Consider the following 14265-nt stretch of genomic DNA (forward strand, 5'->3'; position numbering starts at 1 on the left):
GACAACCAGAAGAGATTGCTTTTCAAGAAGCTTCTTGCTTCACAATGCTCCAAAGGCAAGCAATCACGCAAACATGTAAGTCTCCGGTTTTGGTCTTTATCGGGGACATGCCAATCCAAAGGGCAAGACCCCTTGTATCAACCCACCTAATACGCAATATGTTGACTCGGTTCGGCTTGAGTAATTTCAACTGCCTATCATGGCATAAAGTAAGCTTAAGCCACATATGCAACTATGTGAAGATGTCCCCACCAATACATCTGGATAGTTGCGTCGTAGACAGTAGATGCAACTGGAGTCGCACAATTGGAAATTTTATTTTTCCTCTTTCTTGGGAAGCCGCTCTGGATGTGGCTCGTCTTCATGGGCCTGGTTGTGGCTCTCCTCGCCTTCGATCTCGGCGTTCTACACAAGGATGACCATGAGATTGGTGTAGCCGAGAGCCTGAAGCTCTCCGTCATGTACCTGTCCCTCGGACTTTTGTTCTCAGGCTTCATCTACTGGCAGATGGATACACAAGCGACTGCGGAGTACCTGACCGCCTTCGTTGTGGAAAAGACGCTTGCGATGGATAATATATTCCTGATCGCTATGATTTTTGCGTTCTTTTCCATTCCGCGCGAGTATCAGCACCGCGTACTGTTCTGGGGTATCCTTGGCGTCATCATTCTCCGAGGCATCATGATCGGCCTGGGTGCGACGATCGTGGAGCAGTACAATTGGGTGCTCTACATCTTTGCAGTATTCCTGATCCTGACCGGGATCAAAATGTTGTTCATGGCCGACAAGGAACACAAAATCGAAGAAAATGGTCTGATCCGTTTTCTGAAACGCCATATGAATGTCACGGAAGAGCTTCACGGGAACAAGTTCCTGATCAAGAAGCAGGATCCGTCGACCGGAAAACTGAAGCGCTACGCCACTCCGCTTCTGCTTGCATTGATCATGATCGAGATTGCCGATCTTGTGTTTGCCGTCGATTCGGTGCCGGCAGTCTTCACCATCACGACCGACCCATACATCGTTTATACATCGAACATTTTTGCCATTCTTGGCCTGCGTGCGCTTTACTTTGCACTCGACGCAATACTGCATCGTTTCGCCTACCTGAAATATGCTCTGTCTGTGCTTCTGGTGTTCATTGGCTCGAAGATCTTCATCGCTTGGGCAATGGGCTGGGAGAAGTTTCCGCCCGAGTGGTCGCTGGGGATTACGTTCGTCATTCTGGGTGCGGGCGTTGTCTACTCGCTCCGGAGAACGAGTTCGAAACAGCAGACCTGACACGCGGTCGGCCTGTAGGTTTGCGTTTTGAGGGACGGCGATGGCTGATAATACTGCGGCAATGAAGGGGTCAGACTATCTCCTGGAACTGCTCGAGACCGCAAAACGCAACGACGGTCTGCATATCCGAACGGTCTTGCTGCGGGAGGGACGTCTCGGTGTTGCAATTGCCTTGCTGATGCTGGCAATTCCCGCCGTTGTGCCAATACCCAACCCGCTAGGTCCGGTGTTTGGCACTTGCCTGGCTTTCGTCGCGGTTCAAATGCTGTTTGGTCGCCAAAGCCTCTGGCTCCCCGAATTCATCGGACGGCGAATGTTGCCGATGAAGGTGGTTGCGGCGGCAGTCAACGGTACGAGACCGACGATCCTCAAAATCGAAGCCAGACTTCGTCCAGGGAGGCTGTCAAAATTGACGGGGCGCGGCGCGCGCGTTCTTCTCGCCGTCCCCGTACTGTTTCTTGCCGTGCTCATCGCACTTCCGATACCGTTTGGAAACACGCTCCCCGCAATCTCGATTGTGCTCATCGCCATTTCGCTGGCTGAACAGGACGGGCTTATGATCCTGCTGGCGATGGTGGTGTTGGTGGCCGCCTGTTTTGCCTGCTACTATCTGGCAATCACGGCGGGATCGCTCGTGTTTACAGCCCTGTTTTGATCTGTTTCAGGCAGACCTGAATGTTCCGAACAGTCCAGAAAGGTCGCCGCCTCTCCCGCTTTTCAAGGTGTCTGTTCAAGGCATTTGTTCAAGCGGGTTTGACGCCATCTGACGTTGAAGAGCATGTTAGGTGATGCTGTTTTCACCGGTAACGACTACTGTCCCGTAGTTTCTCATCCAGATATCGCGGTTCAGGTGGGCAGAATTCATCGTTCAAACGCAACAGTTCTTGAGAAATCTTCGTCAAACCCCGTCCTTGTTCTCGACGATCAGGATTTCCGCCGTAACGCAAACAGGATTGAGGCCACGCTTGAGAAGTCCGTGGCTGTGGCGGCCGGTCAGGTCTACCATCGCGATATCGAGGGCAGCGTGGTTGGTGCCGTTCTGCTGTGTCACAGTGCCATTTCGAATATAGAGCTCGCTCGCATGGGCCGTCAGCCTCGTCCCATCTTCATAATCGGCTCCGACAAGGCTGCCGAGTCCATGAACCTGTGCATCCGGGATGTCGAAGGCTCTGCAGATTTCCTCCACGGCCCTGCAAAGATCGGTATTGGGCCGCACGGTCGCCAGTACCGCGCGACAGGCTGATGCTTGGGTTGTTACCGCGTCAGGGCGTTTCTCAGGATTGAACAACGGAAAATTGGTTTCCGTGTCATGCCGTGTCACAAAAAGCGCTCCGCTGATGGCCACGGCATCGACGGTCGTCTCGTCACGGAGTTCGGCCTCGAAGGGCAGCAGATGCCCCATCTCGATGCGTCCCTCTGCATCTTGCCATGCGCCATGGCAATGCAGGAAGGGTTTCTCCTCCCGCCGTCCTGCGTGGAGTGCGGCATCGAGGATAACGCCTCCCGGCATGGCATAGGTTTCGCTGTACCAGGCGGCGTGGCTCTCGTCCGGTGCCGCTGCGGGCATGACATAATTGAGGGATCGCATGGGAACCTGCGACAGGCGAATATAACCGCCCTCAAAGCCCTGCTCCGCAAAGCCTTGGGCAATGGCCTCGTTGATGGTGCACCCTGTTCTCAGCGTAATCCGCACCGGCCAAGCCAGACACTCGACAGCGCGAACCCGCTCAGCCGTGGCGGGGCCGGGATGAACGATATGGCGCGGCAGTGCCGGTTCCTCAATGACTGTCATACCGCAAGGCCCGCCGTCACGAAGCCGCCATCCACCGCCAGAATCTGGCCGTTCACGTAACTTGCCTCGTCCGAGATCAGGAAGGCGATGGCGCTCGCAACCTCCTCGGAGGTGCCGTAGCGTTCCATCGGCACCCGGTGCGACCACTGGTTCCGAACGTTTTGCGTATGGACCTTGCGGGTCAAGGGCGTATCGATGGGGCCGGGCGCCACGGCGTTCACCCGGATGCCGGCATGGCCAAGCTCGTTGGCCATCACCAGCGTCATCAGGTTCACGCCTCCCTTTGACGCTCCATAGGCGGTTCTGCCCCGGTTTCCGCAAAGACCGGAGACGGAAGATATATTGACGATCGCGCCTCGTGTCCCATTTTCCAGCCAGTGTCTGGCCGCAGCACGGGCAACGGCGAAGCTGCCGATGAGATTGATGTCGAGGATGCGTCGGAATTCCGCGACACTCGTGTCGACCGCCAGCTTGTCGGCACCGGTCCCCGCGCAGTTGACGAGTGCTCCAAGCGGTGGCGATGCAGACAGGATTTTCTCCATGGCCCTGTCGACGGACGCTTCATCGGAAACATCACAGACCAGCCCCCGCGTTTCGGGAAGTTCCAATGCACGGCAGGCGCTGGAGAGCGCATCTGCCTGAAGGTCGAGAAGCCAGACGTGCCAGCCACGATCGTGCAGCAGGCGGGCGGTCGCAAGGCCGATGCCGGATGCTCCGCCGGTTATCGCTACGGATTGTTTCATTCCCATTGCACATCCTCTCCTGCCCTGCGACGACGCCTCAGGCGTTTTCCGTCTCGCCAAACACCGGCAGTTCGCCGCGCCTTTCCAGTTCCTCCCGGATCATCTTCTTGGTGATCTTGCCATAGGCCGATTTTGGCATGGAATCCCAGAAGATGACCGCCTTCGGCAGCTTGTAGCGGGCAATCCTGTCCTCAAGGAAAGCCCTGAGATCGATGCTACTGGCTGCGACGCCCTCCCGCGTCACGCAAACGGCAATGCCGACTTCGCCCCAGACGGGATCCGGAACGCCCAGCACGGCCGTCTCGCTGATATCCGGATGCGCAAGGATCTTCTCCTCGATCTCGCGCGGGTAGATGTTCGAGCCGCCGGAAATATACATGTCGGACGCGCGGCCCGTGATATAGATGAAGCCGTCCGCATCCCAGTGGCCCAGGTCGCCGGTCCGGAACCAGCCATTCCGAAACGCTTTCGCGTTCGCTTCCGGATTGTTGTAATAGCCCGCAAAGACGGCCGGTCCGATGACGCAGATCTCGCCCGTCGTGCCCGCCTCGACTTCACGACCTGCCTCGTCCTGGATCTCGACCTGCATCCCGGTGCGGTCATAGCCGCAGGTGCCGATCCGGGCCTCTGGCCCGTCTTCCGCCGAATGAAGGTGGGGCGGAAGAACGGTGATCGCGCCCGTCACTTCGCCGAGGCCGAAATATTGCACCAGAACCGGTCCGAGCTTTGCCAGCGCCCGCTTCTGGTCGGTGCGATACATCGGTGCACCGGCATAGATGACATAGCGAAGCGAGGAGTGATCGAAGCGGTCCACCGACGGATCCTCGATCAGCATCTTCAGGATGGTGGGAACGGTGAACAGGTTGGATACCTTCCATCGCTCCACCAGCTGCCAGATTGCCGCAACGTCCAGCTTTTCGGCGGCCGGCAGAATGGTTTTCACTCCGTGCGCCACCTGAACAAGCTGGTGAACCCCTGCCCCGTGCGACAGCGGCGCAACCACGATGGAGGCATCGGAGGGCCCGGTGCCGGGCATCAGGTCACAAAGATGGTTGGTGATCACGAAGGCCATCTGGCCATGGGTCAGAACGGCTGCCTTCGGGCGCCCCGTCGTGCCGGAGGTGAAGAAGAACCAACAGGGATCATCGCGGAAAATCGGCGGGCTCTCTGCTTTTTTCCCCAAATGCTCTTCCACGATGACGTCGTAGTCGGGACCGAAACCGGCAGAGCCGATCGTAATCACGAAGTCCATTTGCGCTGCCTGCTGGCAGGCGTCAGCATGCGCAGGAAACGCCGCATGGCAGATCATGCCCCTCGCCCCGCTCGCCTGCGCCAGAAAGGCGACTTCGTCCGGTGACTGGCGAAAATTGGTCGGCACCCAGACGGCCCCGATGCGAAAGCAGGCAAACATCGACTCGAACATCTGGTTGTTGTTCGAAGACTGGACGAGGATGCGGTCCCCCTTTCGCACGCCAAAGCGCGAGACCAGCGCATCGGCCATGGCATCGACCCGCGCCTCAAGCTCGGACCAGGTCCATTGCCGCTCGCCCCAGACGAAGCCGATCGCGTTGGGGAAGCGTCGGGCAGACTGCGTCAGGAAATGCGCGAGGTTCATGACGCGCGTCGTTGCGGGAGAAACGCCTCCCAGTGGAGCAGCCTGATCGCTCCTCGTCATCGCACCCGCTCCATGATGGAAACGTAATTGGCCACGGCGGTTCCTCCCATGTTGAACACGCCGCCAAGCCCTGACATCTTAACCTGCATGTCGCCTGCCTCGCCGGAAAGCTGCATGGCCGCCATCACATGCATGGAAACGCCGGTTGCGCCGATCGGGTGGCCTTTGGCCTTCAATCCGCCGGATGCATTGACGGGCAGTCGTCCGGATTTGGCCGTCAGGCCTTCGCGCACCACGTGCCTCCCCTCGCCCGGTCTGGCGAGCCCCATGGCTTCGTATTCGATGAGTTCGGCAATGGTGAAGCAGTCATGCGTCTCGACAAATGAAAGATCGTCAAGGCTTGCCCCGGCAAGCTCCAGGGCGCCCGCCCAGGCACGTCTCGCCCCTTCGAAGGCAAGCGGATCGCGGCGGCTGAGCGCCAGCACATCGTTCACATGCTTGCGCCCGCGAAAACCGATGGCGCGCGAGAGGGGCGCGGCTGTCTCCTCGTCCGCCAGCACAAGGGCCGCCGCACCGTCAGAGATCAGCGAGCAATCGGTGCGCCGAAGCGGCGCGGCCACATAGGGGTTTTTCTCGGAAACCGTGTTGCAGAAGTCGAAGCCGAAATCCTTGCGCATATGCGCATAGGGATTGGAAACGCCGTTTTCGTGGTTCTTGGCCGAAATCATCGCCAGCTCTTCCGAGCAATCGCCATAGCGCTGGAAATAGGCCTGCGCAATGCGCCCGAACTGCCCCGCAAATCCGCCCGGAATGTCGCCCTCTTCGGCACGATAGCAGGCCGAGAGAAGGATATCCCCCACCTCCGCCGTCGGCAGTGCGGTCATTTTCTCGGCGCCCACCACAAGGGCCATCCGCCCCCTCCCCGCCTCGATGAAGTCCATGGCGCTGTAGAGGGCCGCAGACCCCGTGGCGCAGGCGTTTTCAAAGCGAACGGCGGGTGTATAGGTCAGTCGTTCATCGCCCATGGCAACAAGAGCCGCCTGGAAATCCTGTTTCGAAAAGCCGTTGTTCATGACCCCGACGAAGATGCCGTCGATATCTGCCGCTCCGATGCCGGAATGCTCGAGAGCCGGTGCAACGACCGAGGCCATCAGCTGCTCGGTGTTTTCCAGCGGGGATTTTCCGAAAGGCGAATGAGCCCATCCGACGATCTGTGCCTTGCTCATGATGTTGCTCTCCTGGCCTGTCTTCGTTGATCGGGCTCTGCGCGCGATGGCGAACGACTGGCCATCATCTCGCCGATGCGGGTTTCGATGCGTCCGACTTCTTCGCGCAAAATGGCGGCCAGTTCCGGTTGCCGCTCAGGGCGCATGCGACTGTCGATGGCGGCAATGCTGAGGGCGCCCGCAATGCTTCCGTCCGGGTTGCGGATCGCCACGCCAACGCCCCAGGAATTGGCAAGAATGAGGCCCGGATTGAGCGAATAGCCGTTTGCCCGCGTCTGTTCCACGCCGTCTCGAAGCTGATCTTTTGCAATCATCGGATATTTGTCGGCAATGATCTCGGCATTGGCGGCCAGAATCTGGTCTATCTCCCGGTCCGGCAGCGCAGCCAGCATGGCAAGCGATCCGGCACCGATGCCGAGCGGGTGCTCGAACCCCGCCTGCAGGGCATGGGTGCGCACGGGCCATGTGCCCTCCTCGCGATAGAGGCAGAGCGAGAACGTGTCGCGCCGGACGGAGAGAAAGCTTGAATCCTCCGTTCGCCGTGAAATACGCCGCAGCCCGTCCTGCGCCATCTGCAGCAAACCGAAGCGACGGGAAGAGAGCGTGCCCAGCACATAGGCCTCTTCCCCAAGATAGTATCTCCGTGTGGTCTCGTCCTGTTCCACGAGGCCCGCGCGCATCAGGGCAAGCAGCAGGCGGCGCACCGTCGGCTTGTTGGACCCGCTCTGCACCACGAGATCCGTCAGTCCCACCCCGCGCTCGGCATGACGACCGACCATGGAAAGAAGCGTGAGCGCACGATCGACCGCCTGGGCGCCCTTCAGCTCTCCCTCGTCCCGTGCCGATTTCTGGATCGTGGTTGCCATGGTCAGGAAAACGCCCCCATGGCGCAGCTCTGACCGCCATCCACCGGCAGGCAGACCCCGGTGATGAACTTCGCTTCGTCGGAGGCTTGCCGGGTCACGTCTGCGGCAATCGCAATGGAGGCGAAGCCCTCCTGCGCGATGAGCTGGTGGGTCTCGTTAGCCGCATCGAGAACCAGATCGACGCAGGCGACCTGCGCTCCCTCGCGCGCATATTCCATCGCGGCGGCCTTGCCATTCCCGTAACCGGGGCCGGACGAGCCTGCGCCGAAGACGATTGCGCGTTTTCCTGAAAGCCTGCCTGCCACGATTGGGCTCCGCCATTGTTCAAAGGGAAAGCAGGGGCAGAGCCATTGCCCTACCCCCATGTCGTTGCAATCAGCCGAGGCTGGAACCAACGGCCTTTTCGAGAATGCCCCAGGCCTCGTCGCCGTATTTGGCCTTCCATTCGGAATAGAAGCCTGCTTCCTTCAGCGCAGCCCGGAAAAGGCTGGCATCGGTATCGTTGAAGGTCATGCCCTTCGCCACGAGATCGTCCTTCACGGAGGCGTTCAGCTTGGCAACGTCTTCGCGTTCTTTCTTGCCCGCCTCGTTCAGATGCTTGGCAACGATCCCGCGCAGGTCTTCCGGCAGGCGTTCCCAGGCGCGCTTGTTGGCGAGGAACCAGAAGCCATCCCACATATGGTTGGTCACGGAGCAGAACTTCTGCACCTCGAACAGCTTGGCCGTCGAAATGATGGCCAGCGGGTTTTCCTGGCCGTCGACGACGCCCGTCTGCAAGGCAGTATAGACTTCGGCGAAATTGATGCTGGCAGGTGCCGACTTGAAGGCTTTGAACATCGAGGTCCAGAGCGGGCTGACAGGCACGCGGATCTTGAAGTTCTGCAGGTCCGCCGGAGACTTGATCGGCTTTGTCGCGCTGGTGATCTGGCGGAAGCCGTTATCCCAGATCGTATCCATGGCGACAAGATTCTGCTTGGCAATCTCGCCGCGCACATATTTGCCAAGGTCGCCATCCATGGCCTTCCAGACGGCGTCATAGTTGGGAAAGGCAAAGCCGATGCCGCTGATCGAGGCGTTCGGAACGAGTGTGGAGAGAATGAGCGGCGACAGCGTGAAGAACTCCACGCCGCCGGAGCGCACCTGGCTCAGCATGTCGGTATCGGCGCCCAGCTGGCTGCTTGGAAAGATGTTGATCGCAACGCGGCCATTCGTATCCTTGGCGATCAGGTCCGCCGCTTCCTTGGCCCGAACGTTCATCGGGTGCGCCGCCGGAAGGTTGTTGGCATATTTGTAATTGAACTCCGCGGCCCGTGCGCGGGAAACAAAGGCTGTTGTCAGTGCCACGGATCCGGCACCTGCCAGAACAGTGCGTCGATTGATGAGCATTTTCGTTTCTCCTCCCAAAGAAAACATGGTTCCTCCTGCCCTCCTCAGAGCAGGATGGTCGATAGTGCAGGCACGAAGGCGATGACGAGCAGGCCAATCACCATGGCCGCGAGATAGGGCCATATCGCACCCATGGCCTCGTCCGGTGACACGTTGCCGATCTTGCAGGCGATGTAGAAGCCGATGCCGATGGGCGGCGCCATCAGGCCGATATTCATGGCAACGACGACGACCATGGCATAATGCACGTCGTTGATGCCGACCGCCTTGGCGATCGGGAACATGATCGGTGCCAGAAGAACAATGGCAGGAAGGCCTTCCAGCACGCAGCCTAGCAGCATGAAGATCAGGATCGAGACGATCATGTAGGTGACCCAGCCACCCGGCAGTCCGGCGATCATGGTGCTGAGCTGGAAGGCAAAGCCGGTCTGGGTCAGGCTCCAGGCCATGGCGGATGCGGTTCCAAGGATGATCAGGATCGATCCGGAAAGCGCCGCGGTCTCGACCAGCATCCGATAGAGTGTCTTCAGCGAAATCCCGCCATAAAGCACGGCGCCGATCACCATTGCGTAGAGAACCGCGATTGTCGAAACCTCGGTTGCGGTTGCCACGCCGCCGCCCACCAGCGAACGGATGAGAAAGGGAAGCACCAGCGCGGGCGCCGCAACCAGCGCCGCCTTGCCCGCCATCGGCCAGGAGGCCTTCATCGCGCCATCCATGTTTTCATGACGCGCCTTGACCCAGGCAAGAACCGCAAGCGCCAAAAGCAGAACCATGGCAATGGCAAAGCCGGAGGTGAAAAGGGCTGCAATCGAAACGCCGGCTGCCGAGCCGAGCACGATGAGAACGATCGAGGGCGGCACCGTATCGGCCATGGCCGCGCCTGTTGCCAGAAGCGCAATCATTTCCTTCGGCTTGTGGCCGCGCCGCTTCATCTCCGGAAACAGGGCCGGTGCAACGGTCGCCATGTCCGAGACCTTCGAGCCGGAAATGCCCGACACGAGGAAGAGCGAGCCCAGAAGCACCCAGGACATCCCGGCCCGGACATGGCCGAACATCGTCGACAACAGGTCCACGATTGCCTTGCCCATGCCGGTCGCATCCAGCACGCAGCCGAGCAGAACAAAGATCGGCACCGAGAGCAGGATGATGCCGGACATGCCTTCGTCCACGCGCCCGACCATGACGATCAGCGGCACCCAGGTGGTGAACACCAGGAAGGACAGTGCTGCGAGCCCGAAGCAGAAGGCGATCGGAACGCCGAGAACGAGGAAGAGCGCTGCAAATCCGCACAGGAAAATCGCGATGTTGATATTGCCAAGTTGCTCGAGGACGGGCGACAGCAGCCAGAGCGCAGATCCGACGACGGCCACGGTCAGGACTGCTTGGACGATCTGGTTCAGGCTGGACGTGCGAAAGAGATTGGCGATCACCAGAACCAGCATCAGCACGATGCCGAATGGCAGCGCGGAGGCGCGAAAACTCATCGGCAGGTTCAGGGCAGCGGAAGTAACGGCCCACTCTTCCATGACATAGTCGAGAGATGGCATCAGCATGGCGCCGAGGAAGGTGGCCACGAGCACCAGCGCAAGAGCCGTCACATAGCCGGTCAACCGGTCCGGCACCATGCGCAGAAAGAGTGTAAGCCGCAAATGCTCGTTGCGATCAATCGCGATTGCCGAACCCAGCATGGCAAACCACAGGAAGCAGAAAGATGCCGCCTCGTCGATCCAGACGATCGGCAGATGCAGGGCGTAGCGCGAGGTCACGCCGAGAAGCAGAAGGCCGATCATCACGACAAGCAGAATGGCCGCAACGAATTCAACCGGCCGCATCAGCGGGGAACCCGATGACGCTCCCTCATGCAGAAGCTCACCATCCAGAACAAGGACCTCATTGGTCGTCATTGTCGACGGGCCTCCCCTCCCATGGGCAACGATAGCGATTGTCAGTCCGATCCTCGCCGGAAGTCCCGAAAGCCGCTCCTCAACGACATTCTTGATCCGCAATGTGGATCGTATTTCAATCTTGATGCCGTGATACCAAGCACAAAGCGCTAATACAACTGAAATCTGCGGTCATTAGGAGTAAAATACGACTTGCGATAGATCCATATTGTGGATCTAATTATGTAAATCTTGAGATGTCCGGAGTTCCAGATGGATGCGCTGCGAAGACTTCGCTCGCAAGTGCGGTTCGCGTCCCCTGATTACGGCTGTGAGCCGAAAGCACGAAGGCCGCTACGGGGGGCAGCGGCCTTCGTCTTTTTCTGTTTCTGCTGAGAGCGAAATCGAGGAACGTTCGCGCCGGAACGCCGTCAGCCTGCCGGTTGGCGGGTCTTGCGAAGGTATGGCAGAACGGTGTCGAACGAACCGAAACGGGTAACGGCATCCTCGTTGGAAACGGCCGCCGTGATGATCACGTCATCGCCCTGCTTCCAGTTGGCGGGCGTTGCCACCTGGTGCTTCGCCGTCAGCTGAATGGAGTCGATCGTGCGCAGGATTTCATCGAAGTTGCGGCCCGTCGTCATCGGATAGGTCAGGATCAGCTTGATCTTCTTGTCAGGCCCGATCACGTAGACGGAACGCACAGTCGCATTGTCGGCTGGCGTGCGGCCTTCCGATGAATTGCCTGCATCCTCCGGCAGCATGTCGTAAAGCTTGGCGACCTTCAGGTCCTTGTCGCCGATCAGCGGATAGTCCACCTCGAAGCCTGTCGCGACCTTGATGTCGTCCTTCCACTTCGCATGGCTATCGACCGGATCGACAGAAATGCCGATGACCTTCACATTGCGCTTGGCAAACTCGCCCTGCAGGCCAGCCATCGCGCCCAGTTCGGTCGTGCAGACAGGCGTGAAATTCTTCGGGTGAGAGAACAGTACGGCCCAGCTGTCGCCGATCCAGTCGTGAAAGCTGATCGTTCCCTTCGTGGTCTCTGCGGTGAAATCCGGTGCAGTCTGGTTGATGCGCAAACTCATAGTCGAGAATCCTCCTTGGATGGCCCAGTTAACGTGCAAATCGTGACGGAGTGAAAGCACCGTCTTGTCAATTTGGGTTCCGTGAAGAAACGGAAATGCTTCTCAGGCGCCGGATTGAGTTAAATTTCCCGGACGGTTCCGCTTTCTGCTCCAATGGTCCTGGTACAGTGCTAGGGGCTGGGGCTACAGGCATCGAAAAGGACGCATCAATTGCGTGAATCGGTTGGGGAAAACCGATTCACGCAATTCGTTGGACGAAATACGGTTATTGCCAGAGAATCCGGCCATGCAAGGAAAACAAACGGCACCGGTTCATCTCCATCGCATCGACCCTGAGCGGAACATGCACCGCTTCTACCTGCTTAGCCTCCAGCCGACACTCTTCGGCGGTGTCTCGGTTACTCGCAACTGGGGCCGTATCGGTTCGTCGGGGCAAACCATGATGCAGACTTTCGAAGCCGAAGACGATGCAACCGCCGCCCTCCTCCGCCTCGAGCGGGAGAAGCGGCGCAAGGGCTACCGGGAGCCTGGCCTTCGATAGACCTGTCACACCGCTGCTACTTCATAAGCTTCGGTATCGGACAAGTCTCCGGTCTCAAACTTACATCTTCAGAATGCGGCGGGCGTTTTCCTTCAGGATCAGCGGGCGCACCTCGTCCTTGATGCCGATGGTCTCGAAATCCTTCAGCCAGCGTTCGGGCGTCAGGGCTGGCCAATCGGAGCCGAACAGCATCTTCTTCTTCAGAATGCTATTGGCATATTGCACGAAGATCGGCGGGAAGTATTTCGGCGACCAGCCGGACATGTCGATGTAGACGTTCGGCTTGTGGGTAGCCACCGAAAGCCCCTCTTCCGTCCAGGGGAAGGAGGGATGCGCCAGCACGATCGTCATGTCGGGAAAGTCCACCGCGACGTCATCGACATGGATAGGCCGCGAATATTTCAGCCGCATGCCCATGCCGCCACGCATGCCGGAGCCAACCCCGGTCTGGCCGGAATGAAACAGCGCAATGGCACCCTCTTCCTGAATGGCCTCATAGAGCGGGTAGGCCATGCGGTCGTCTGGGAAGAAGCCCTGCATGGTGGGATGAAACTTGAAGCCCTTCACGCCGAATTCGCGCACCAGACGGCGTGCTTCGCGCGCGCCCATCTTGCCCTTGGCCGGGTCGATGGAGGCAAATGGAATAAGGATGTCGCTATTTTCGGCGGCCAGTTGCGCCACTTCCTCATTGCTGTAGCGGCGGAAACCGGTTTCGCGCTCGGCATCGACACCGAAGATCACGGCAGCAATCTTGCGCTCGCGGTAATAGGCTGCGGTTTCCTGCACGGTCGGCAACATGCCGTTCGCACCGGCAGGATTGCGGAAATAGGTCGCCATCGCGGCTTGGAATTCCAGATAGCCGTCATCGCGCGGGCCGCAGCAGGGCTCCTCCGCATGCGTATGGAAGTCGATTGCAATCAGTTCATCGAGATTCATTGCCATAGTGTTTCTCCTCCCCTCGCCGGTTCCTATTCTGCGTCCGGTGCCTTCAGGCGTGCCGTCCGCTTTTCCAGAAAAGCACGCAGGCGTTCATTTGCCTCGGGCGTGGCGGAGGCCAGCGCCGACATCAGCGATTCCGTAAACAGCCCGTCTTCGGAAGACATGTCGCGAATGCGCGGAAGCGCGTTCAGGATCGCATAGTTGGACATGGGTGCATTCTGCGCGGCAAGCCGAGCCAGTTCCTTAGCCTTCTCCAGAGCGGTTCCGGTAGGAACCACATAGTTGACGCCGCCCCAGACCTCCATTTGCGCCGGTCCTACGGTGCGCCCCGTCAGCATCATATCGCCCATGCGCTGTGCGCCGATCAACCGCGCAATGCGCACCGAGCCGCCACCGCCGACGAAAATGCCGCGCTGACCTTCGGGTAGGCCAAAAAACGCCGTCTCGTCCGCTACGCGCAGGTGGCAGGCCGCTGCCAGTTCGAAGCCACCGCCGACGACCGCGCCCTGCAAGGCGACAGCAAAGGGAATCGCACCCCGTTCGATACCGTCGAAAATCCGGTGCCAGCGGCGCGAGCCCATCACGGCGCCGATCAGCGGCTTCTGCATGTGTTCGGCAAGATCAAGGCCCGCGCAGAAATGCGTGCCTTCGCCAAAAATCACGGCAGCTTTTGCTTCGTCCTGGGCGCGCTCGATCGCGATATTTAGCGCCTCTACAACGCGGTCGCTCACGGCATTGCGTTTCTCCGGCCGCCGGAGACCGATCATGGCGATCTCGCCATCGAGTTCGTAGCTGATAGGTTCCTGATTTGCCATGTTCATGGTCCGCCCCGCTTGCTCAATTCTCATCCTCACTGCTAATTGTAATGTCACATAACAGTTTCAGTGTAAATCATCTAT

General features: G+C 59.2%; 13 protein-coding genes and 1 pseudogene. 3 read left to right on the plus strand and 11 right to left on the minus strand.

Annotated features, from left to right (window positions below; genetic code table 11):
- Window positions 1-306: 306 nt before the first annotated feature.
- Window positions 307-1281, plus strand: coding sequence for a TerC family protein (locus MUU53_RS03850; protein WP_377307288.1), 975 nt, complete (start codon window positions 307-309; stop codon window positions 1279-1281).
- Between the two features lie 40 nt (window positions 1282-1321).
- Window positions 1322-1936 carry an exopolysaccharide biosynthesis protein gene (locus tag MUU53_RS03855; RefSeq protein ID WP_247259696.1) on the plus strand — a complete coding sequence of 205 codons (615 nt, stop codon included), beginning with the start codon at window positions 1322-1324 and terminating at the stop codon, window positions 1934-1936.
- Window positions 1937-2179: 243 nt separating this feature from the next.
- On the opposite strand, the gene MUU53_RS03860 is transcribed toward MUU53_RS03855, so the two are convergent.
- From MUU53_RS03860 to MUU53_RS03900, 9 genes and pseudogenes are all read right to left on the minus strand, one after another.
- The gene (locus MUU53_RS03860; RefSeq protein ID WP_247259697.1) at window positions 2180-3073 is read right to left on the minus strand and encodes a PPC domain-containing DNA-binding protein; all 894 of its coding nucleotides are present in this window, start codon (window positions 3071-3073) and stop codon (window positions 2180-2182) included.
- A complete protein-coding gene (locus MUU53_RS03865) occupies window positions 3070-3822 on the minus strand; it encodes an SDR family NAD(P)-dependent oxidoreductase (protein WP_247259698.1) in 753 nt (250 codons plus the stop codon). Before MUU53_RS03865 ends, MUU53_RS03860 begins: the two co-directional genes overlap by 4 nt.
- Window positions 3823-3853: 31 nt before the next feature.
- Complete coding sequence (locus MUU53_RS03870) at window positions 3854-5491, minus strand: acyl-CoA synthetase (protein ID WP_247259699.1); 1638 nt, start codon at window positions 5489-5491, stop codon at window positions 3854-3856.
- Window positions 5488-6657 carry an acetyl-CoA acetyltransferase gene (locus MUU53_RS03875; RefSeq protein ID WP_247259700.1) on the minus strand — a complete coding sequence of 390 codons (1170 nt, stop codon included), beginning with the start codon at window positions 6655-6657 and terminating at the stop codon, window positions 5488-5490. Before MUU53_RS03875 ends, MUU53_RS03870 begins: the two co-directional genes overlap by 4 nt.
- Window positions 6654-7523, minus strand: coding sequence for an IclR family transcriptional regulator (locus MUU53_RS03880; protein ID WP_062553656.1), 870 nt, complete (start codon window positions 7521-7523; stop codon window positions 6654-6656). Before MUU53_RS03880 ends, MUU53_RS03875 begins: the two co-directional genes overlap by 4 nt.
- Before the next feature lie 71 nt (window positions 7524-7594).
- A pseudogene (locus MUU53_RS03885) lies at window positions 7595-7828 on the minus strand (3-oxoacyl-ACP reductase); the annotation flags it as partial.
- 70 nt (window positions 7829-7898) lie between these two features.
- A complete protein-coding gene (locus tag MUU53_RS03890) occupies window positions 7899-8909 on the minus strand; it encodes a TRAP transporter substrate-binding protein (protein WP_062553658.1) in 1011 nt (336 codons plus the stop codon).
- Between the two features lie 44 nt (window positions 8910-8953).
- A complete protein-coding gene (locus MUU53_RS03895) occupies window positions 8954-10816 on the minus strand; it encodes a TRAP transporter large permease (protein ID WP_247259701.1) in 1863 nt (620 codons plus the stop codon).
- A 410-nt stretch (window positions 10817-11226) separates the two neighbouring features.
- A complete protein-coding gene (locus MUU53_RS03900) occupies window positions 11227-11886 on the minus strand; it encodes a peroxiredoxin (RefSeq protein ID WP_247259702.1) in 660 nt (219 codons plus the stop codon).
- A 286-nt stretch (window positions 11887-12172) separates the two neighbouring features.
- On the opposite strand from MUU53_RS03900, the gene MUU53_RS03905 reads away from it, so the two are divergent.
- On the plus strand, window positions 12173-12427 hold the full coding sequence (locus tag MUU53_RS03905) for a WGR domain-containing protein (RefSeq protein WP_247259703.1): 255 nt from the start codon (window positions 12173-12175) through the stop codon (window positions 12425-12427).
- A gap of 60 nt (window positions 12428-12487) precedes the next feature.
- Here the strand turns inward: MUU53_RS03905 and MUU53_RS03910 are convergent, their stop codons facing one another.
- Both MUU53_RS03910 and MUU53_RS03915 read right to left on the minus strand, forming a co-directional pair.
- The gene (locus MUU53_RS03910) at window positions 12488-13363 is read right to left on the minus strand and encodes an amidohydrolase family protein (RefSeq protein ID WP_247259822.1); all 876 of its coding nucleotides are present in this window, start codon (window positions 13361-13363) and stop codon (window positions 12488-12490) included.
- Between the two features lie 32 nt (window positions 13364-13395).
- Entirely contained in the window at window positions 13396-14187 is a 792-nt protein-coding gene (locus tag MUU53_RS03915) for a crotonase/enoyl-CoA hydratase family protein (RefSeq protein WP_343229097.1), read from the minus strand.
- Window positions 14188-14265 lie beyond the last annotated feature (78 nt).

This window comes from Affinirhizobium lemnae, from assembly GCF_022968395.1.
Lineage (GTDB): Bacteria > Pseudomonadota > Alphaproteobacteria > Rhizobiales > Rhizobiaceae > Neorhizobium > Neorhizobium lemnae.